The organism is Streptococcus sp. 27098_8_113, from assembly GCF_041432545.1.
Lineage (GTDB): Bacteria > Bacillota > Bacilli > Lactobacillales > Streptococcaceae > Streptococcus.
In genome coordinates, this window is the sequence record NZ_JAPVZU010000001.1 from 202,884 (window position 1) to 224,470 (window position 21,587).

18 protein-coding genes are annotated in these 21,587 nt (G+C 44.0%); 12 read left to right on the plus strand and 6 right to left on the minus strand.

The window, feature by feature from the left end:
• Window positions 1-61: 61 nt before the first annotated feature.
• The 8 genes from O3644_RS01060 to sufB all read left to right on the plus strand — a co-directional run bounded on the left by O3644_RS01060 (window position 62) and on the right by sufB (window position 8,354).
• Window positions 62-904 carry an undecaprenyl-diphosphate phosphatase gene (locus tag O3644_RS01060; RefSeq protein ID WP_371594837.1) on the plus strand — a complete coding sequence of 281 codons (843 nt, stop codon included), beginning with the start codon at window positions 62-64 and terminating at the stop codon, window positions 902-904.
• 264 nt (window positions 905-1,168) lie between these two features.
• On the plus strand, window positions 1,169-1,906 hold the full coding sequence (mecA, locus tag O3644_RS01065; RefSeq protein ID WP_371594838.1) for an adaptor protein MecA: 738 nt from the start codon (window positions 1,169-1,171) through the stop codon (window positions 1,904-1,906).
• Window positions 1,897-3,069, plus strand: coding sequence for a glycosyltransferase family 4 protein (locus O3644_RS01070; protein WP_371594839.1), 1,173 nt, complete (start codon window positions 1,897-1,899; stop codon window positions 3,067-3,069). The genes mecA and O3644_RS01070 overlap by 10 nt, the downstream gene beginning before the upstream one ends.
• Window positions 3,070-3,152: 83 nt before the next feature.
• A complete protein-coding gene (sufC, locus tag O3644_RS01075; RefSeq protein WP_371594840.1) occupies window positions 3,153-3,923 on the plus strand; it encodes a Fe-S cluster assembly ATPase SufC in 771 nt (256 codons plus the stop codon).
• A 41-nt stretch (window positions 3,924-3,964) separates the two neighbouring features.
• The gene (gene sufD, locus O3644_RS01080) at window positions 3,965-5,227 is read left to right on the plus strand and encodes a Fe-S cluster assembly protein SufD (protein WP_297665437.1); all 1,263 of its coding nucleotides are present in this window, start codon (window positions 3,965-3,967) and stop codon (window positions 5,225-5,227) included.
• A gap of 40 nt (window positions 5,228-5,267) precedes the next feature.
• Window positions 5,268-6,500 carry a cysteine desulfurase gene (locus tag O3644_RS01085; RefSeq protein WP_371594841.1) on the plus strand — a complete coding sequence of 411 codons (1,233 nt, stop codon included), beginning with the start codon at window positions 5,268-5,270 and terminating at the stop codon, window positions 6,498-6,500.
• Entirely contained in the window at window positions 6,487-6,924 is a 438-nt protein-coding gene (sufU, locus tag O3644_RS01090) for a Fe-S cluster assembly sulfur transfer protein SufU (RefSeq protein ID WP_371594842.1), read from the plus strand. Before O3644_RS01085 ends, sufU begins: the two co-directional genes overlap by 14 nt.
• A 17-nt stretch (window positions 6,925-6,941) precedes the next feature.
• The gene (gene sufB / locus O3644_RS01095; protein WP_125383452.1) at window positions 6,942-8,354 is read left to right on the plus strand and encodes a Fe-S cluster assembly protein SufB; all 1,413 of its coding nucleotides are present in this window, start codon (window positions 6,942-6,944) and stop codon (window positions 8,352-8,354) included.
• Window positions 8,355-8,546: 192 nt separating this feature from the next.
• On the opposite strand, the gene pbp3 is transcribed toward sufB, so the two are convergent.
• Window positions 8,547-9,824 carry a D-alanyl-D-alanine carboxypeptidase PBP3 gene (pbp3, locus tag O3644_RS01100; RefSeq protein ID WP_371594843.1) on the minus strand — a complete coding sequence of 426 codons (1,278 nt, stop codon included), beginning with the start codon at window positions 9,822-9,824 and terminating at the stop codon, window positions 8,547-8,549.
• Between the two features lie 279 nt (window positions 9,825-10,103).
• Between pbp3 and O3644_RS01105 the strand changes: the two genes are divergently transcribed.
• Entirely contained in the window at window positions 10,104-12,062 is a 1,959-nt protein-coding gene (locus O3644_RS01105; RefSeq protein ID WP_371594844.1) for a peptide ABC transporter substrate-binding protein, read from the plus strand.
• A gap of 285 nt (window positions 12,063-12,347) precedes the next feature.
• On the opposite strand, the gene serS is transcribed toward O3644_RS01105, so the two are convergent.
• The 5 genes from serS to O3644_RS01130 all read right to left on the minus strand — a co-directional run bounded on the left by serS (window position 12,348) and on the right by O3644_RS01130 (window position 17,081).
• Window positions 12,348-13,625, minus strand: a complete 1,278-nt coding sequence (gene serS, locus O3644_RS01110; protein ID WP_125387382.1) for a serine--tRNA ligase — start codon at window positions 13,623-13,625, stop codon at window positions 12,348-12,350.
• Between the two features lie 213 nt (window positions 13,626-13,838).
• A complete protein-coding gene (locus tag O3644_RS01115; protein WP_288931169.1) occupies window positions 13,839-14,210 on the minus strand; it encodes a DUF956 family protein in 372 nt (123 codons plus the stop codon).
• A 70-nt stretch (window positions 14,211-14,280) separates the two neighbouring features.
• Window positions 14,281-15,222: a PTS system mannose/fructose/sorbose family transporter subunit IID gene (locus tag O3644_RS01120; RefSeq protein ID WP_002893579.1), complete on the minus strand. Its 942-nt coding sequence runs from the start codon at window positions 15,220-15,222 to the stop codon at window positions 14,281-14,283.
• Window positions 15,223-15,240: 18 nt separating this feature from the next.
• Complete coding sequence (locus O3644_RS01125; RefSeq protein WP_148887450.1) at window positions 15,241-16,047, minus strand: PTS mannose/fructose/sorbose transporter subunit IIC; 807 nt, start codon at window positions 16,045-16,047, stop codon at window positions 15,241-15,243.
• Window positions 16,048-16,091: 44 nt separating this feature from the next.
• Window positions 16,092-17,081 (minus strand): PTS sugar transporter subunit IIB, encoded by a 990-nt coding sequence (locus O3644_RS01130; protein ID WP_148887449.1) that lies wholly within the window; start codon window positions 17,079-17,081, stop codon window positions 16,092-16,094.
• Between the two features lie 580 nt (window positions 17,082-17,661).
• On the opposite strand from O3644_RS01130, the gene O3644_RS01135 reads away from it, so the two are divergent.
• From O3644_RS01135 to glyS, 3 genes are all read left to right on the plus strand, one after another.
• Window positions 17,662-18,423, plus strand: a complete 762-nt coding sequence (locus O3644_RS01135) for an elongation factor Tu (RefSeq protein ID WP_371594845.1) — start codon at window positions 17,662-17,664, stop codon at window positions 18,421-18,423.
• A gap of 199 nt (window positions 18,424-18,622) precedes the next feature.
• The gene (gene glyQ / locus O3644_RS01140; RefSeq protein WP_002893545.1) at window positions 18,623-19,540 is read left to right on the plus strand and encodes a glycine--tRNA ligase subunit alpha; all 918 of its coding nucleotides are present in this window, start codon (window positions 18,623-18,625) and stop codon (window positions 19,538-19,540) included.
• 2 nt (window positions 19,541-19,542) lie between these two features.
• The gene (gene glyS / locus O3644_RS01145; RefSeq protein ID WP_371594846.1) at window positions 19,543-21,582 is read left to right on the plus strand and encodes a glycine--tRNA ligase subunit beta; all 2,040 of its coding nucleotides are present in this window, start codon (window positions 19,543-19,545) and stop codon (window positions 21,580-21,582) included.
• The last annotated feature ends 5 nt before the right edge of the window (window positions 21,583-21,587 follow it).

A 21,587-nucleotide genomic window follows, 5' to 3' on the forward strand; every position in this document is an offset into this window, starting at 1 on the left:
AGCTTTTCCTCTCCTCCAATATGTGGTATAATAAATGTTAAAGTTGTTTTAGGAGTTATGTATGTTTATTATTGAAATTTTAAAGTCCATTATTTATGGAATTGTTGAAGGAATTACAGAGTGGCTACCCATTTCGAGTACCGGCCACTTGATTCTGATTCAAGACTTTATCAAGTATAAAAATGAAAATCCAGCCTTCATGGAAATGTTCAATGTTGTCATTCAACTGGGAGCTATCTTGGCGGTTGTGGTGATTTATTTTGATAAGCTCAATCCTTTTAAGCCAGGGAAAACAGCTCGTCAAATTCAGCTGACATGGCAGCTCTGGGCCAAGGTAGTCGTTGCTGCTTTGCCAGCTGCAATTATCGGCCTTTTCCTAGATGATTGGTTTGAAGCCCATTTTTATAATCTGGTATCCGTTGCAATCATGCTGATTATCTACGGGGTTGCCTTTATCTATCTGGAAAAACGAGAGCAGGTGGAACCGACTGTTACAGAATTGAGCAAACTTCCTTATCAAACCGCTCTTTATATCGGTCTTTTCCAAGTCTTGTCCCTCTTTCCAGGAACTAGCCGATCAGGTGCGACCATTGTCGGTGGTCTCTTGAATGGTATCAGTCGACCAGTTGTAACAGAGTTTACTTTCTACTTGGGTATTCCAATCATGTTTGGTGCAAGTGGGCTGAAAATCCTGAAATTTATCATCAAGGGTAATTCTTTAGGTTTCGATCAATTATTCCTTTTATTGGTAGCGATGGGAGTGGCTTTCGGAGTCAGTCTTTATGTGATTCGCTTCCTGACAGACTATGTCAAGAATCATGACTTTACAATCTTTGGTAAATATCGGATCGGCCTCGGAGCCCTGTTGTTGGTTTACGGTCTGATCAAGGTTATTATTGGCTAATCAAGAGGCTGGGACAAAAGTCCTAGCCTCTCAATTGTCTTTGGATTGTCGAGCAAGACGCAGTGGTTGAGTGGGCTCTACTACGCTGACTTCATCAGCTTTTATAGCCCTACTCAACTGTGCGGAGGTGGGACGACGAAATCGAATTCTAACGAATTACCGATTTCTGTCCCACTCTCTTTTCTTATTTGACTCGTTATTTTTTTGAAATAAGTTTAGAATTTTAGTATAATAGAAAGACTATGAAAGTATGAGGTTAATGAGATGGAAGTGAAACAGATTAATGATTCGACGATTAAAATCACCATCCAATTGGAAGATTTAGAAGAACACGGCATGGAAATTGCAGATTTCCTAGTTCCCCAAGAAAAAACAGAAGAATTTTTCTATACAATCTTGGATGAGCTGGAAATGCCGGAAAGCTTCTTAGATAGTGGCATGCTGAGCTTTCGGGTGACGCCTAAGCCAGACAAGCTGGATGTCTTTGTAACAAGATCCAAGATTGATAAGAATTTGAATTTTGAAGATTTGGGCAATCTACCAGATCTGGATGAGCTCAGCCAGATGTCTCCAGATGAATTCTTAAAGACTTTGGAAAAAAATATCTTTGAAAAGAGTAAGGATGATCTCGAGGCGGTTAAATCTTTAGAGGCAGCAGAGGCTGATCAGGAGGATTCTTCAGAAGAGAAGGAAGAAGAGAACCTAGACCGTTATGTCTATTATATTCTGTCTTTTACTGATTTGCGCAGCGTAGTTTCTTTCGCCAAAACGGTTAACTATCCGATAGACCTGTCAGAACTCTATAAATATGACTCAGCCTACTACCTGACTATTTTGGTAGATTTGGAAGAGCAACCGGAGCTCTATCCAGCTTGGTTACTGGCTAAAATGCGGGAATTTGCTGAGGATACAGATATTACTCGTGCTGTCCTGCAAGAACACGGACGTCTGCTTTTGGTGACAGAAGCCATCCAACAGTTGCAGAAAGTTGAATGCGTATGATTGCTTTTCCATTGAAGTTCATTTTGGTGCTACTAGCGACATTTTTTGTCGGAGTTTTGCTGACTCCCCTAGTTCGGCTCTTGGCTTTTAAAATGGATGCAGTCGACTATCCTAATGCTCGACGAATCAATAAAAAGCCCATGCCGAGTGCAGGCGGACTGGCGGTTGTGGCAGCTTTTACCCTGGCAACTTTGGTCTTCATGCCGCAGATTGTTGGCCTCACTTTTTTTGAACAGACTTATTTTGACTATATTTGGCCGGTAGTGTTGGGGGGCTTGATTGTTGCCCTGACGGGGCTTATCGATGATATTAAAGAATTAAGTCCCCTGATGAAGTTAGGGGGGATTGTGCTGGCTGCCTGCCTGATTTGGTGGCTGACGGATTTCCGCTTGGATGATTTTAAGATTCCTTTTGGAGGTCCCCATCTCTTTTTCCCACCTTGGTTATCTTTCATTTTGACCATTCTCTGGATTGTCTCCATTACCAATGCGGTCAATCTCATGGACGGTTTGGACGGCCTTGTCAGCGGGGTCTCCATTATTTCCTTGCTAACCATGGGGATTGTTTCCTACTTTTTCTTACCGGGTCATAATTTATTCCTGACCCTGACCATTTTGGTTTTAGTGGCCTCTATTGCTGGCTTCTTTCCTTACAATTATCATCCAGCCATTATATATGGCGGGGATACGGGGGCTCTTTTCATCGGTTTTATGATTTCGGTCCTGTCTTTACAAGGCTTGAAGAATGCGACGGCAGTAGCGATTGTTACACCTATGATTATCTTGGGTGTGCCAATTACCGATACTTTTTTAGCAATCGTTCGTCGGACTTTGTCTGGTCAGAAATTCTATCAGCCTGACCGCCACCACCTTCACCATAGGCTCCTGTCCTTAGGATTGACACATCGGGGAACAGTTCTGGTTATCTATGGGATTTCGATGATTTTCTCTATGATTTCCCTCCTGCTAAATGTATCGACTCGTATCGGCGGACTCCTCCTCGTGATTGGCCTTCTACTAGGTGTTGAACTCTTAGTAGAACTAATAGGGGTTCTGGGGCCGCAGAGGACGCCTCTGCTCAATATCTTGCGCTTTATCGGAAACTCCTCTTATCGAGAAGAAGTTCGAGAGAAGAGATATCAAAAGAAACACAAACAAGAATAGTTCTAAACAAAATAAAAGCCTTTTGGGCTTTTTTTTGGTATACTAAAGTATGTAAATCAGCTAAGTAAAGAAAGGAAAAAGAAATGTCTGTCTTAGAAATCAAAGATCTTCATGTTGAAATTGAAGGGAAAAAAATTCTCAAAGGGGTAAATCTTACTCTGAAAACGGGAGAGATTGCAGCGATCATGGGTCCAAATGGAACAGGGAAATCTACCTTGTCTGCAGCCATTATGGGTAATCCTAACTACGAAGTAACTCAAGGAGAGGTGCTTTTTGATGGGGTTAATATCTTGGAGCTGGAAGTAGACGAGCGTGCTCGTATGGGACTCTTCCTTGCGATGCAGTATCCTAGTGAAATTCCTGGCATTACCAATGCAGAGTTTCTCCGTGCGGCCATGAATGCTGGCAAGGAAGACGATGAAAAAATCTCTGTCCGTAACTTCATTACTAAACTAGATGAAAAAATGGAACTGCTCAACATGAAAGAAGAAATGGCTGAGCGCTACCTCAATGAAGGCTTCTCAGGTGGTGAGAAAAAACGCAACGAAATCCTCCAGTTGCTCATGCTAGAACCAACTTTTGCGCTCTTGGATGAGATTGACTCAGGTCTGGATATTGATGCTCTCAAGGTCGTATCTAAAGGGGTCAATGCTATGCGTGGAGAGGGCTTTGGCGCTATGATCATCACCCACTACCAACGCCTGCTCAACTATATCACTCCAGACGTAGTTCATGTCATGATGGAGGGGAAAGTTGTTCTTTCTGGCGGTCCAGAATTGGCAGTTCGCTTGGAAAAAGAAGGCTATGCCAAATTGGCTGAAGAGTTGGGCTTCAACTATACTGAAGAAGTCTAGTCAAACATTCTTTTGACTTTGATAAAAGATAGGAGAATGACATGACGAAAGAATTAATTCACGAATTTTCACAGCTTCACGCAGAACCAGATTGGTTGGCTAATCAACGTCAGCAGGCTTTTGACAAGATGGACCAACTAGATTTACCAGTTATTGAGCGGGTTAAATTTCACCGCTGGAATCTGGGAGACGGACGGATTTCTGATAGCGAGCCTTTGACCAGTGTGCCAGATTTTACGGCTCTTGGAGACAATCTCAAGTTTATCCAAATGGGAACTCAAACTGTCCTTGAGCAATTGCCAGCTGACTTGGCAGAGCAAGGTGTGGTCTTCACTGATTTTCACACTGCTTTGGAAGAGATTCCAGAGCTGGTGGAGCAGCATTTTATGTCTGCGGTCAAGTACGACGAGGACAAATTGGCGGCTTACCATACGGCCTACTTCAACAGCGGTGCGGTGCTTTATGTGCCGGACAATGTTGAGATTGACCAGCCGATTGAAGGAATTTTTTATCAGGACAGCGAAAGCGATGTTCCTTTTAACAAGCATATTTTGATTATCGCGGGCAAGCATTCCAAGGTTAACTACTTGGAACGCTTGGAAACTTACGGCGAGGGCTCTGTTCCAGTAACAGCTAATATCACCGTCGAAGTCATTGCCCAAGCAGGTGCCCAGATTAAGTTTTCAGCCATTGACCGCCTAGGCGAAAATGTAACAGCCTATATCAGCCGCCGTGGCAAGCTGGATAATGATGCCATGATTGACTGGGCCATCGGCGTTATGAACGAAGGCAATGTCGTGGCTGACTTTGATAGCGACCTTTATGGTAAGGGCAGCCATGCGGATATGAAAGTGGTGGCTCTTTCCAGCGGTAAGCAAGTTCAGGGAATTGACACCCGCGTAACTAACTATGGCTGCAACTCTATCGGAAATATCCTGCAGCACGGGGTTATCCTGGAAAAAGGGACCTTGACTTTCAATGGTATCGGTCATATTATCAAGGGGGCTAAGGGTGCTGATGCCCAGCAGGAAAGTCGGGTTCTCATGCTGTCTGACCAAGCGCGCTCAGATGCTAACCCAATCCTCTTGATTGATGAAAACGATGTGACAGCTGGTCACGCGGCTTCTATCGGCCAGGTGGATCCAGAGGATATGTACTACCTCATGAGTCGGGGTCTTGATAAGGCGACGGCAGAGCGCTTGGTCGTGCGTGGCTTCTTAGGCTCAGTGATTGTAGAAATCCCTGTTAAAGAAGTCCGTGATGAAATGATTGAAAATATCGATATTATTCTCGCAAAAAGATAAAAAGCTGGGCCTTGTCCCTTGTAAGTAGATAGGAGTCTTCATGTCTGGATTTAATGCAGAAGTAATCAAGCAAGATTTTCCCATTTTGGACCAAATTGTCAATGATGAGCCTTTGGTTTATTTGGACAATGCGGCGACAACCCAGAAACCCAAGCAGGTGCTGGCAGCTATTGAAAACTACTATCTTAGAGACAATGCCAATGTCCACCGCGGTGTGCATACGTTAGCTGAGCGGGCAACTGCAGCCTATGAAGCAGCCAGAGAAAGAGTTCGCTCTTTTATCAAAGCAGCTTCTAGCAGAGAAGTCCTCTTTACACGAGGAACTACGACGGGGCTTAACTGGGTGGCTCAGTTTGCGTCTGAAAGGCTGCAGCCTGGTGACGAAGTGATGATTTCCATTATGGAGCACCATTCCAATGTTATTCCTTGGCAAGAAGCTTGTAGGAAGACTGGAGCCAAGTTGGTTTATGTCTATCTCAAGGACGGTGCTCTGGATATGGAAGATTTCCGTGCCAAGCTCAATGAGCGAACCAAGTTTGTTTCTCTGGCTCATGCTTCTAATGTCCTCGGGGTCATCAATCCCATCAAGGAGATTGCCCAGCTGGTTCATCAGCAAGGAGCGCTTTTGGTGGTGGATGGTGCTCAATCCATTCCGCACATGAAGATTGATGTACAGGATTTGGATGTGGACTTCTTCGCCTTCTCTGGGCATAAGATGGCAGGCCCGACTGGTATTGGAGTTCTCTATGGCAAAGAAGAGCTGCTAGAGCAGATGTCGCCAGTTGAGTTCGGCGGTGAAATGATTGATTTTGTCTATGAGCAGGAAGCGACTTGGAAGGAGCTTCCGTGGAAGTTTGAGGCTGGAACGCCGAATATGGCCGGAGCAATTGGTCTTGCGGCGGCCATTGATTATTTGGAAGACTTAGGTATGGATGCCATTGCCCAGCATGAGCAGGACCTGATTGCCTACGTATTTCCTAAGCTGCAGGCAGTGGAAGGCTTGACCATTTATGGCTCTCAGGATTTGGCTCAGCGCTCAGGTGTGATTGCCTTTAATCTGGATGGTCTTCATCCGCATGATGTCGCGACGGCTCTGGACTACGAAGGTGTGGCTGTTCGGGCGGGTCACCATTGTGCTCAGCCCTTGCTAACCTATCTGCAGGTACCAGCGACTGTACGGGCCAGCTTTTATATCTACAATACCTATGCGGATTGTGACAAGCTGGTAGATGCTTTAGAAAAGACAAAGGAGTTTTTCAATGGCACTTTCTAAGTTAGACAGTCTTTACAAGGCGGTTGTGACCGACCATTCGGCTCACCCCCATCATCATGGGAAGCTGGAAGATGTGGAGCAAGTAGTTCTCAATAACCCGACCTGTGGCGATGTTATCAACCTGTCTGTGAAGTTTAATGCGGAAAACCAGATCGAGGATATTGCCTTTGTGAATTCCGGCTGTACCATCTCAACAGCTTCGGCCAGCATGATGACGGATGCAGTTCTGGGCAAGACAAAAGAGCAGGCGCTGGAATTAGCAGAAGTCTTCTCGCAGATGGTTCAGGGCCAGGAAGACAGTCGCCAGAAAGAATTGGGAGATGGCGCCTTTTTAGCAGGCGTTGCCAAATTCCCACAGAGGATTAAGTGTGCGACCTTGGGTTGGAATGCCCTCAAGCGAGCAATTGAAGAAGATAAAAAGTAAGAATGTGAAAGGAAATTATGTCAGAAGAAAGAGTAGAACCAAAACCAATTGATCTTGGTGAGTACAAGTTTGGTTTCCATGACGATGTTGAGCCTGTTCTCTCAACAGGGAAAGGGCTGAATGAAGCGGTTATTCGCGAGCTCTCTGCAGCCAAGGGTGAACCAGAGTGGATGTTGGATTTTCGCCTTAAGTCCTACGAGGTTTTCAAGAAAATGCCGATGCAGACTTGGGGTCCAGATTTGTCAGAAATTAATTTTGATGACTTGATTTATTACCAAAAGGCCTCTGATAAGCCAGCTAGAAGCTGGGATGAAGTGCCTGAGAAGATCAAGGAAACCTTTGAGCGGATTGGGATCCCAGAAGCGGAGCGAGCTTACCTTGCTGGTGCAGCTGCCCAGTATGAGTCCGAAGTGGTCTACCACAATATGAAGGAAGAGTTCCAAAAGCTTGGGATCGTCTTTACGGATACCGACTCAGCTCTTAAGGAATACCCAGAGCTTTTCAAGCAGTATTTTGCTAAGTTGGTTCCGCCGACAGACAACAAGTTGGCTGCCCTTAACTCTGCAGTTTGGTCTGGCGGAACCTTTATCTATGTACCAAAAGGCGTTAAGGTAGACATTCCGCTCCAAACCTACTTCCGTATCAACAATGAAAATTCCGGTCAGTTTGAGCGTACCTTGATTATCGTTGATGAGGGAGCAAGTGTTCACTACGTAGAAGGATGTACAGCGCCTACTTATTCAAGTAACAGCTTGCATGCGGCTATTGTCGAAATCTTTGCCCTCGATGGGGCCTATATGCGCTACACCACTATTCAAAACTGGTCCGATAATGTCTACAACCTTGTGACCAAGCGGGCGCGAGCTATGAAGGATGCGACAGTTGAGTGGATTGATGGAAACTTAGGTGCCAAAACAACCATGAAATATCCATCAGTCTATCTGGACGGAGAAGGGGCGCGTGGTACCATGCTTTCTATTGCCTTTGCCAATGCTGGTCAGCATCAGGATACAGGGGCTAAGATGATTCACAATGCTCCGCATACCAGCTCATCTATTGTTTCCAAGTCCATTGCTAAGGGCGGAGGTAAGGTAGACTACCGCGGACAAGTGACCTTTGCTCGCAATTCTAAGAAATCTGTCAGCCATATCGAATGTGACACCATTATTATGGATGATTTATCTGCTTCAGATACCATTCCATTTAATGAAATCCACAACTCACAGGTAGCTTTGGAGCATGAAGCTAAGGTTTCTAAGATTTCCGAAGAGCAGCTCTACTACCTCATGAGCCGTGGCTTGTCAGAATCCGAAGCGACTGAAATGATTGTCATGGGCTTTGTTGAGCCATTCACCAAAGAACTACCAATGGAATACGCTGTTGAGTTGAACCGTCTCATCAGCTATGAAATGGAAGGGTCTGTTGGATAAAAAGAGGCGTTGGCCTCTTTTTAATTACGAATAAATCTTTGCTTAAGCAAAGTGTTTAAAAAATTCAGAGGACCTGTTAAACAGTAGCAGAATACTATATTGCTAGTCAACTCTCAAAGAACTTTTTTTGATTACGTTAAACGTTTATAAACTAAAGAAATACCACGAATCAATTGATTCGTGGTATTTCTTTTATAACTTCTCATTGACAAAGCGGATAAAATCGTTCCACCAGACTTTGAAAATGATAGCTTTTTCAACCTTTTTTTCTGTAATCATAGAAATAGAAGTTTTCTTATTTTCGATGTAGCCCTGGCCGATTGGCTCAGAATCTGTATAAGTGAGGGTGCCCACTACACTACCCTTTTTCAAGGGTGCCTGCAGCTCCTGTCGACTTGGAGTAAAGGTGACTTTATGTTCAGCCTGATTGGCTATCCGTTCTAAGATTACCAAGTCCTCACTAGCAACTGCAGCGACCTTATCTTCTTGGCTGTCTCTAACAGCTACTTGAGAGTTATTGTATCTTTCACCTTTTTTGACTAAGACTGTCGGAGAGAAATTCTGTGTAACGTAGGTCATTAGGCTAGATGTAACGCCAAAACGGGTATTAGGGTCGTTATCTTCCTGTGCGACCCCTAAAACGACTGTAATCAATCGCATCCCTTTTTCACTTGTCACGCCGACAAATGAAACACCATTCTGCTCAGATCTTCCTGTCTTCAACCCCTTCACTCCTGTCCGAAAACTAGGAGAGCCTTCCAACATTAAGTTGGGATTTTCTAGTTGGATTCCTGCAAAATTCACATGAGATTTGGAAGTGATGCCAAGGACCTCTGGGTAGTCATCGATCAGATGTGAGGCAATCACAGCTATATCATAAGCACTGAACTTATTGACAGTCTCTTGTTTTTTCTTGCTTTTAGAATTCTCTGCGGCCTCCTCTTCGGTATTGGTAGTTTCTAACGAACCATCTAGTAAACGAATATCCGTACCAGTAGCATTTACAATGGTTGCATCAGAAATATTCCATTCTTTGAGTTTGGCTTTCATCATCTTGACAAAATTTTCCTCATTTCCACCAACTTTTTCTGCCAGAGCAATGGTGGCGCTGTTGGCACTGGCCAAAAGAGAGGCATTCAGCAAGTCCTTTACCTTGTAGCGTCGCGCTTCCAGAGGCAAGTTTGCGATAGATGGATTTACTGTCAGCTGGTAAGCATAATCAGAAATATCAACCTCAGTTTCTAGGCTCAATTTGCCATCAGCAATGGCCTCGTAAACCAGATAAACAGTCAAAATGTTAGTAATAGCACCGACTTCTAGTGGGCTTGTAGCCTCCTTTTCATAGAGGATTTTTCCTGAGTTTGCATCGACAGCAATGGCGCTTTTAGCGGCAATTTCATAGTCATCTGCCAGAACAGGCTTGGCAATCAGGCTAAAGAATAGCAGTAGGAATACAAAAAGTTTTTTCATTTCTTTCCCCTAGATTAGTAATAAATCTATTGTAACATAAAAAAGCCGATATTTTTGATAATCCTATTCAAGAATCCTTGTAAAATATTGAACAAATTTTTATTTATAAGATTTTCTGCATTTTTATGAAAATATATGAAAATGCATAGAAATTTTCCTATACTTTGTTTCAATAAAAATAAGAAAAATGCATAGAATTTTAAAATTTTCTTAAATAAGACTTGTTTTTGTCTGGAAATGATGTATAATAATACATAATCTAAAGAAGGAGATTTGCTCATGAAAAAATCTAAATGGTTGGCTATTACTGGTTTGGTTGCAGCATCAGCGCTATTCTTGGCTGCTTGTGGCAAGTCAAGCACTAGCTCGGCAAAGACATATTCTTATGTCTATGGAACAGATCCAGATACATTGGATTATGTAAACTCCAATCGCTCCTCTACTTCTGACGTTATTGCCAATTTGGTCGACGGTCTTTTAGAAAATGATCAATATGGGAATCTTGTTCCTTCATTGGCTGAAGACTGGACTGTGTCTAAAGATGGCCTAACTTATACTTATAAGTTGCGTAAGGACGCTAAATGGTACACAGCAGAAGGTGAAGAATATGCTGCTGTCAAGGCACAAGACTTTGTCACAGGGCTTAAGCACGCTGCAGATGAAAAATCAGAAGCATTACCAATCGTGCAAAACTCTATCAAGGGACTAGATGCTTATATCAAAGGGGAAAGCAATGATTTCTCTACTGTAGGTGTCAAGGCGATCGACGATTATACAGTTCAATACACTCTGAATCAGCCAGAAAGCTACTGGAATTCTAAGACAACGATGGGCATTCTCTTCCCGATTAACGAAGAATTTCTGAAGAAAGAAGGCAAAGACTTTGGTACAGTGAAACCTTCCGGTATCCTCTACAATGGTCCATATGTATTAAAGTCATTTACTTCTAAGTCTGTTATCGAATATTCTAAAAACCAAAACTATTGGGACAAGGACAATGTGAAGATTGAAGATGTCAAGTTGACTTACTACGATGGTTCTGACCAAGAGTCATTGATCCGTAACTTTACTGATGGTGCTTACACACAAGCTCGTCTCTATCCGACTAGCTCAAACTACGCATCAGTAGAAAAGAAATACAAAGACAACATCATTTTTACTCCACAAAACTCAACTAGCTATTTCTATGCCTTTAACTTGAATCGTCAGGCTTATAGCCACACTTCTAAGACAGATGCCCAAAAAGCTGCCAGCAAAGAAGCAATTCAAAATAAAGACTTCCGTCAAGCAATCAACTTTGCTTTTGACCGTAAATCCTTTGGTGCCCAGATGAATGGTAATGAAGGAGCAACGAAGATCATCAGAAGCTTGCTTGTCCCTCCTAGTTTTGTGCAAGTAGATGGCAAGGACTTCTCGGATGTCGTTGAATCACAGTTGGCTTCTTATGGCGATGAATGGCAAGGTGTCAAATTAGCTGATGCTCAAGACAGCATTTACAACCCAGATAAGGCCAAGGCAGAATTTGCTAAGGCGAAAGAAGCTTTGCAAGCACAGGGAGTTGAATTCCCGATTCATCTAGATGTACCAGTTGACCAAACTGATAAAATCATGGTGCAGCGGACCAATTCCTTCAAACAATCTGTTGAGGCAGCTCTAGGCCAAGAAAACGTTGTGATTGACGTGCATCAAATGTCATCAGACGATTTTGATAACTCTACTTACTTTGCGGAAACAGCTGCCCAAAAGGACTATGACCTTAATATGTCTGGTTGGTCAGCGGACTATCAAGATCCAGTGACTTATTTGAATATCTTTAACCCAGAGACAGGGGATATCTTGGACAATATTGGTCTGACAAAAGGCCAAAACCAAGACCTTGCTTCCAAGGTTGGTTTAACGGACTACAAAGCGCTTTTGGATCAGGCAGATGCAGAAAAGCAAGATACCAATGCTCGCTATACCAAGTATGCAGCAGCGCAGGCTTGGTTAACAGATAGTTCTATTGTGATCCCATCTATTTCTGCAGGTGCGTCACCAATGGTTCAAAAGGTCGTACCATTTACCAAAGCCTACTCTTATGTAGGTATCAAGGGCGATACCTATGTATTTAAGGGAATGGAGCTTCAAGATAAGGTTCTGACAGTAGCTGATTATCAAAAAGCTTTGAAAAAATGGGAAAAAGAAAAAGAAGAATCAACTAAAAAAGCTCAAGAAGAGTTAGCAAGTCACGTTAAGTAACAGAAAAGAGGCTGGGACAAAAGTCCTAGCCTCTCAATTGTCTTTGGATTGTCGAGCAAGAAGCAGTGGCTGAGTGGGCTCTACTACGCTGATTTCATCAGCTTTTACAGCCCTACTCAACTGTGCGGAGGTGGGACGACGAAATCGAATTCTAACGAATGACCGATTTCTGTCCCACTCTCTTTTAAAGTGGAAAATCCTATATTTCGTTTATTTTTTTGAACTGTTGGATTTCTCCTCAAGTAGAATAAGAAAAGGTCCGATTTGTTTCGGACCTTTCATTGTTCATTTTGGTGCGATGACTTCCAAACCACCCATGTACGGACGTAGGACTTCAGGAATGGTTACAGAGCCATCTTCGTTTTGGTAATTTTCTAAGATAGCAGCCACTGTGCGTCCGACAGCAAGTCCAGAACCGTTGAGAGTATGAAGGAGTTTGACCTTGCCATCTGCTTCGTCACGGTAGCGGATTTGAGCTCGACGAGCTTGGAAATCTTCCGTGTTAGAGCAGCTAGAGATTTCACGGTAGGTGTTCTGAGCAGGAATCCAAACTTCCAAGTCGTAGGTTTTAGCAGCTGAGAAGCCCATGTCGCCAGTAGAAAGGGCAACAACGCGGTAAGGCAGATTGAGCTTTTGTAGGATGTTTTCTGCATTGGCAGTCATCTTTTCTAGCTCTTCATAAGATTCTTCTGGCTTGGCAAATTTTACCATTTCAACCTTGTGGAATTGGTGCAGGCGGATCAGACCGCGCGTGTCACGACCGGCAGAACCGGCTTCAGAGCGGAATGATGGGCTCATAGCTGTGAAGTAGATTGGCAATTCTTTACCGTCTAGAATTTCGTCTCGATAATAGTTGGTCAGCGGAACTTCAGCAGTCGGAATAAGCACGAAGTTAGTGTCGCTCAGTTCAAAAGTATCTTCTTTGAACTTAGGATATTGCCCGGTACCAAACATAGAGTCATGGTTGACCATATAGGGAGTGATGACTTCTGTATAGCCTTCTTTGCCATGCTCATCCAGCATGAAGTTGTAGATAGCACGCTCTAGTCTAGCTCCTAAGCCTTTGTAGAAGAGGAAGCGGGCTCCCGTAACTTTTGCGCCACGTTCCCAGTCCAGAATATCCAAGTCTTCGCCCAAATCCCAGTGAGCCTTAGCTTCAAAGTCAAATTGGCGCGGTGTACCCCAGCGGCGGACCTCTACATTGTCATCCTCGTCTGCCCCGACTGGCACGCTATCGTGCGGAATATTTGGCAGGGTTGTGGTGAACTCGGTCAACTTAGCATCTAATTCAGCCAAAGTAGCATCCAAGTCCTTGATTTCAGCAGATAGTTTTTGCATGGCTGCAATCTTATCATCTGCATTTTCTTTGTTGCGCTTAGCTTGGGCAATCTCTGCAGAAACGGTGTTGCGTTCTGCTTTGAGATTTTCTACTTTTACCAACAAATCACGTCGTTGCTCATCAATTTCCTTCATTTGATTGAGCACATCAGCTGCTACGCCACGGGTAGCTAATTTCTCTGCGACAGCATCAAAGTCTGTCCGAATACGTTTTAAATCTAACATAAAACCTCCAAAAAATAAAAGCACACCGAGGAAACTGTTGGAGCGGCTAGGCCGCGGTTCCATCCAACTTCACAGGTGTGCACTTGATTATGTATGTAGTTGTATTGCAACGGTAGAATTTCACACTAGGCTCCTATCTGCTCGCAGCACCCGCAGACTTTCTGAAAGAAGCGATAGTCTTACTTATCCGTTTCCTAGATTATACAGGATTTTCTATTTTTTTGCAAATAGATTTTTAAAGAATTGGCCAATTGTTTGGATCAAGGTAGGCAATTTGACAACCTTTTCATTCCCGATATGTTGCCGTGCAATTTTGAGAATCTTTCCAGTGTCCTTGGAGGCAAAGAGAAACTTTCCCTTGTCTGTAAACACTTCAAAATGGCGACTGACATTTTTACCAGAGACATTGGCACCGATCTGCTGGATGCTAGACCAAGGTAGCTGGATATAGTCTTCTACATTGGAATCAGCGTAGAATTCCAGTGCGACATCACCGACTAAAAACTTTCCAACCTTGCCACCTAAACCCAGATAGGAAACCCCTGTCGTTTGAAATTCAATCGATTTATTTTGCGATTGCGCCATAAAACATCTCCCTTTTAAATACTATAGCTATTATACCACAATAAAAAGAAGGCCGAAACCTTCTTTTTAATTACATCAAACCAGCAACGTGAGCTAGCACACCAACTACAAAGAGGGCGATGATGATAGTGATAGGGGATACTTTCTTCTTAAGCAACCACATACAAGCGAAAGTTAGAAGCAGTCCCATCAAACCAGGAATCAAAGAATCCAAGTTTTGTTGGAAAGTTGTAACTTTTTCAGGGGTTTGAGATAGTCCTTGCCCTACTTGAGCAAAGGCTTCTTGGATACCCTTATAGCCACTAGACAATTTGTCCCAATGAATATATGCTTTATCATCTAGCTTAACAGATGAAACGTTAAAGACAAACTTAATAGATACCCAGCGCTCAACCAGAACAGCCAAGATAAACATACCTAGAATTGAAGCACCTTTGGTAATGTCTTGGAGGATACCACCAGACATGTCCTTAGTGATTTCAGAACCAGCCTTGTAGCCCAATTCTTGTGTGTACCAGAGGAAAGCCATCCGGATAGCATTCCAAGCTAAGAAGAAGATAAGTGGGCCAATGATATTTCCAGTCAAAGCAAGAGATGCCCCAAGTGCTCCAAGGATAGGACGAACTGTGAACCAGAAGACAGGGTCTCCGATACCAGCCAGAGGTCCCATCATACCGATTTTAACCCCTTGGATAGCCGCATCGTCAATTGCTGCACCATTTGCTTTTTCTTCTTCAAGCGCAAGTGTAACTCCGATGATTGGAGCTGCAACATATGGGTGAGTGTTGAAGAATTCCAAGTGACGCTCAAGAGCAGCAGCTTGATCTTCTTTTTTAGTATAAAGCTTCTTAATAGCTGGAATCAGTGAATAAGCCCAGCCCAAGTTTTGCATACGTTCGTAGTTCCAAGAACCTTGCAAGAAAGTAGAACGCCACCAAACTTTTTGACGGTCAGCCTTTGAAAGAGTCAATTTTCCTGACTCATCAGGTTTTACAGTATTTAATTCTGTCATGATAGTGTGTCTCCTTTCTTAGTAGTCTTCTAGGATATCGCCGATTGGATCGTTAGATGAAGCTGTTGCTCCACCGCCACCATTTCCGCCTTTTTTAGACAGGGTAAGGTAGATGAGAGCGATAGCGACACCAATTGCACCAAGAGCAATCAGAGTGAGTTCGCTGACAGCAGCTAAAGCGAAACCAATAGCGAAGAATGGCCATACTTCACGAGTTGCCATCATGTTGATAACCATGGCATAACCAACAGCTACGACCATACCACCACCAATTTGCATCCCTTCTGATAGCCAAGCTGGCATAGCTTCAAGAGCAGCTTTAACGGACTCAGCAGGAATCATCAAAAGAAGTGCTGCAGGGATAGCAATACGTGCTCCTTGCATGAAGAGAGCGATAAAGTGAGCGCGTTCAACGCCTTTGATGTCTCCTTTTTTCGCAGCAGCATCTGCACCGTGAACCAAACCGACTGACAAAGTACGGACAATCATAGTTAAGAAGAGACCAGCAACAGCAAGTGGAATTGCAACACCTTGTGCTACAGCAATTCCTTTGCTTGAGAAGTCTCCACCCAGTACCATGATGATAGCAGCGGCAACAGAAGCGAGGGCAGCATCAGGTGCTACAGCAGCTCCGATATTAGCCCAGCCAAGAGCGATCAGCTGGAGAGAGCCACCAAGCATAACACCGGCTGCCAAATTACCAGTTACCAGTCCAATCAAGGTACAAGCAACCAGCGGTTGGTGGAATTGGAATTGGTCCAAGATACCTTCTAGACCAGCTAAGAAGGCAACAAAGACTACTAAAACCATAGAAATAATAGACATGTTTTAAATCCTTTCATAATAATATGAGAGCGAAACGTTTAAGATTATTGAACGTTGGCTTTGTTAATTAAGTCAAACAAATCTTTCTTAGAGTCATTTGGTACTTTACGTACGTCGAATTCAACTCCGAGATCACGCAATTTTTCGTAAGTAGCTACGTCGTCCTTGTCCATTGACAGAACGTTGTTGACCATTGTCTTACCAGTTGAGTGAGCCATTGAGCCGACGTTGAGAGTCTTGATTGGCACACCGCCTTCGATAGCGCGTAGGGCATCTTGTGGAGTTTCAAATAAGATAAGAGCGTGCGTATTACCAAAGCGTGGATCTTTTGAAACAGCAATCAGCTTATCAATTGGAACAACGTTTGCTTTAACATTACCAGGTGCAGCTTGTTTGATGAGCTCTTTACGAAGTTCATCTTTAGCTACTGAGTCAGAAGCAACGATGATACGGTCTGCTTTTGAATCTGGAGTCCAAGCTGTTGCAACTTGTCCGTGCAACAAACGAGTATCGATACGAGCAAGGTTGATTTTGAGCTTGCCGTCTCCGATAACAGTTCCTTCTGGGATAGCTGATTGAGTAACTGGTGCAGCAGCAGGAGCAGCGCTTTCTAGGACTGGATTCAGCTCTTCTGGAAGTGCTTTTACGCCTTCCTTAGCTTCCTTGATGATATTTGCAACGACAGCATCTACGCCAGCGTTTGCATCCATCATGCGCTCTGTGTAGGCTTGAATTAGCATAGGCAGGTTCAAACCTGTAATAATCGCGAACTTGCGGTCTGGATTTTCACCCATGACACGGCTAGCTTGGTTAAATGGAGACCCGCTCCAAAGGTCAGCCAAGACCAATACCTCATCGTCCGCATCAAACGAAGCCACTGCGTCATTGAATTTTGCATACAGATCATCAGGACCTTCGTTTGGCATGAAAGTTACAACTTGAACTTTTTCTTGCTCACCAAAAATCATAGAACCTGACTGATGAATGCCGGCAGCAAATTCACCGTGGCTGGCAATAATGATTCCAATACTCATTATTGTTTTTCCTCCTTATAAAATGTTTGACTTAAGTTTAAGAAAACTTTAAGGCTAACTATTATTATAAAACGTTTTCATGAAAAATGCAAGTACCTGAGTCAAAGCAACAAAGATTTTCAAATTCTATTTCTAGTGAAAAACGCTGTTATATCAGTCTTTTTTTATCCTTTCTTCTCACTAAATAATTAGATGAAGATTAGATTATCAATATAACTAGGTTAATATATGGAAATTGTTGAAAATTTCTATGAAAATGCTTATCTACTAGATTGATAGAAAGCAAATCTGTATAGGAAGAATTTATAGCTGAAGCTCAAGAAGTATTTTACAAAGCATCTATTTTCTGTTATAATCTTTTTTAGGAAGAATTCTCATTATCTACTTTTTAGCGAGTCTGGGTGGGTGGGAGCCAGATAGGGAAGCAGTGCGGATGGCGCTTTCGGTTAACATTTTTAAACGTAATGAAGTAATAAATTAGGGTGGAACCGCGTCTTGACGCCCCTAGGTCGCATAGCCTAGGACTGTCGGATGTGGTTCTTTTGCTTACTGAGCCTATTGTTCGAAAGAAAGGAGATTCGTGGAGAACCTTTATCTTGTAAAAGACGAGAACCAATTAGCAGCTTTTCGAGGTTTCGTCGCAAAGAATGCCGCAAAGTTGCAGGACTATCTAGCTTTTTTGAAAGACGAGTTTGCGGTTTATGACTTGCCGCAAGCCATCATTTGGTCCGATTTTGATTCTGCTACGCAGATCATTCGGGAAATTCCTGTGCCGGCTTATACAAATGATAAGCGGATGGTTATGACTCCCGAGTTGACGGTTTGGAAAGATTTGTATCTCCTTCAGTTGGAGAATTACGAGTCCTCTCACCAAACTCAAGCAATAGCCAACCACTATCAGTCTTTGTCTGAAAATTCTCTCTTGCAGATTGTGGGCCATGAGTTAGCTCATTGTTCGGAGCATTTTTCAGATGACTTTGATGGATACGGTGCCTATATCTGGTTTGAAGAAGGGATGGCTGAGTATATTAGTCGCAAGTATTTCTTTACAAATGAGGAATTTCGAGTGGAAAAAGCTTGTAATCAGTCTCTCGTAAAGCTCTTTCAGAAAAAGCACGGTTGGCACTCATTGAATGATTTTGGCACTTCAACTTATCAAGGGAATTATGCTAGTATTTTTTACGAATACTGGCGCAGTTTTTTGACAGTTGACAAGTTAGTAGAAAATCTAGGCAGTGTGCAAGCGGTCTGTGATTCTTATCATCGTTGGACGAATACAGATAAAACACTTCCCTTGTTGGATTGGTTCATACAGCAGAAAATAATAGACAAAGAGATATAAACAAACTAAAGGAGTAACAAATGTCTAAGAAATTAACCTTTCACCTCGCCAAAGTCAATTGCGAACCTAAAGGTTCGATTGACTAACGACAACCGCTATGGGGCGGTTTGTCTAGGCGATGTACTAGCTTTTCAAAAGGGAAATAATCGTTCCCTTTTGAACGCTTCGCAAGAATCTCAAGAAACTAAAGGAGTAACTAATGTCTAAGAAACTTACCTTTCAAGAAATTATCTTGACTTTACAGCAGTTCTGGAATGACCAAGGCTGTATGCTCATGCAAGCTTATGATAATGAGAAGGGGGCGGGAACGATGAGTCCCTATACCTTCCTGAGAGCTATTGGGCCTGAGCCTTGGAACGCGGCCTATGTAGAGCCGTCTCGTCGGCCAGCAGATGGCCGTTATGGGGAAAATCCCAACCGTCTTTATCAGCACCATCAATTTCAGGTGGTCATGAAGCCATCTCCAAGCAATATCCAAGAACTTTACTTGCAGTCTTTGGAGCTCTTGGGCATCAATCCGCTGGAGCACGACATCCGCTTTGTTGAGGATAACTGGGAAAATCCGTCAACTGGTTCAGCTGGTCTGGGCTGGGAAGTCTGGCTGGATGGTATGGAAATCACGCAGTTCACTTACTTCCAGCAGGTCGGAGGTCTGCCAACTCAACCGGTGACAGCTGAGGTGACTTATGGTCTGGAGCGTCTGGCTTCTTATATCCAAGAAGTGGACTCAGTTTACGACATTGAGTGGGCTGATGGTGTTAAGTACGGTGAAATTTTCACTCATCCTGAGTATGAGCATTCTAAATACAGCTTTGAGGTCAGCGACCAAGACTTGCTCCTGGGGAATTTTGAGAAGTTTGAAGCGGAAGCTAAGCGCTGTCTGGACGAGCATCTGGTGCACCCGGCCTATGACTATGTTCTCAAATGCTCGCATACTTTTAACCTCTTGGATGCGCGTGGAGCCGTATCTGTGACAGAGCGGGCTGGTTATATTGCTCGTATTCGTAATCTGGCGCGTGTCGTGGCCAAGACCTTTGTGGCTGAGCGCAAGCGTCTAGGCTACCCACTTTTGGATGCAGAGACTCGCGAGAAACTCTTGGCAGAGGAGGGAGAATAATCATGGTAAAAAATTTATTAGTTGAATTAGGCTTGGAGGAAATGCCAGCCTATGTCGTGACACCGAGCATGAAGCAGCTGCGCGACAAGATGGGAGCCTTCCTTACAGACCATCGTCTGACCTTTGAGAAAATTGAAATGTTCTCAACGCCTCGTCGTTTGGCAGTGCGCGTAGTTGGCTTGGCGGACAAGCAGTCTGATCTGACAGAAGATTTCAAAGGCCCTTCTAAGAAAATTGCTCTGGATGCAGATGGCAACTTTACCAAGGCTGCTGAAGGATTTGTTCGTGGCAAGGGCTTGACGGTTGAGGACATTACTTTCCGCGAAATCAAGGGCGAAGAATACGTCTATGTGACTAAGGAAGAGGTCGGCCGCCCGGTAGAGGAAATCATCCCAGCAGTGACGGAAGTTCTGCAAGCTTTGACCTTCCCTGTCAGCATGCACTGGGCCAACAACACCTTTGAATACATCCGCCCAGTCCACACCTTGACTGTGCTCTTAGATGAGCAAGTCTTTGATTTGGATTTCTTGGACATCAAGAGCGGTCGTACCAGCCGTGGACACCGCTTCTTAGGTCAGGAAACGGAGATTGCTTCTGCAAATTCTTATGAAGATGACCTGCGTGCTCAGTTTGTCATTGCCAGTCCTATTGAGCGGGAAAAGATGATTATCGAACAGATTCGGGCGTTAGAGCAGGAGCACGGTGTTTCTATCGAGATTGACGAAGACTTGCTCAATGAAGTGTTGAATCTGGTAGAATATCCAACTGCTTTCTTGGGTAATTTTGATGCTAAATACTTAGAGGTGCCAGAAGAAGTCTTGGTAACTTCCATGAAAGAGCACCAGCGTTACTTTGTTGTGCGCGATGCTGAAGGCAAGCTTTTGCCGCACTTTATCTCTGTCCGTAACGGAAATGCAGAGCATTTGGAAAATGTCATCAAGGGGAATGAGAAAGTCTTGGTGGCTCGTCTGGAAGATGGGGAATTCTTCTGGCGGGAAGACCAAAAACTAGCTATTGCCGACTTGGTTGAAAAGCTGAGCAATGTGACCTTCCACGAAAAGATTGGCTCTCTGGCAGAGCACATGGAGCGGACTGGCAAGATTGCTGCTCTCTTGGCGCAAGAAGCAGGCTTGGATGCTGATGAGACAGCTGATTTGGCTCGTGCAGCGGCTATTTATAAGTTTGACTTGCTGACTGGCATGGTTGGGGAATTTGATGAGCTGCAAGGTATTATGGGTGAAAAGTATGCTCTTCTGGCTGGTGAGAATGCTGCAGTGGCAGCTGCCATTCGGGAGCACTATATGCCGACTTCAGCCGATGGCGAATTGCCTGACACCAAGGTCGGTGCTGTCTTGGCGCTGGCTGATAAGCTGGATACTATTCTGTCCTTCTTCTCAGTTGGCTTGATTCCGAGCGGTTCCAATGACCCTTATGCGCTGCGCCGTGCGACTCAGGGTGTTGTGCGTATCTTGGACAAGTTTGGCTGGAACATTGACTTGGCTCAACTTCTTGGTCGACTTTACGAACTCAAGTTTGATAGCCTAAGCTATGACAACCAAGAGGCCGTGCTAGACTTCTTCCGTGCCCGTGTTGAGAAAATGATGGATCGCAACATTCCAAAAGACATCGTGACGGCTGTTCTTCAAAGCACTCACTTCGTTGTACGCGATTTGGTAGAAACGGCTGGGCTTCTGGCAGAAAAAGCTCAGGAAGATAACTTCAAGTCAGCGGTGGAAAGCCTATCTCGGGTCTTCAATCTAGCTGAGAAAGCCCAAGGGCAGACAGCTGTCAATCCAGCCCTCTTTGAAAATCAAGAGGAAAAAGACTTGGCTGCAGCCATTGAAAAAGTGGGGCTGACGCCTGACTTAGCTGCCAATCTGGACCAACTCTTTGCTCTCAGTCCAGTTATCGATGCTTTCTTTGACCATACTATGGTCATGGCAGAAGATGAGGCAGTGCGTAACAATCGCCTAGCTCTCCTAGCTTCTTTGACAGCCAAGGCCGGCCAGCTGGCGCAGTTTAATCAGATTAATACCAAATAAAAGGT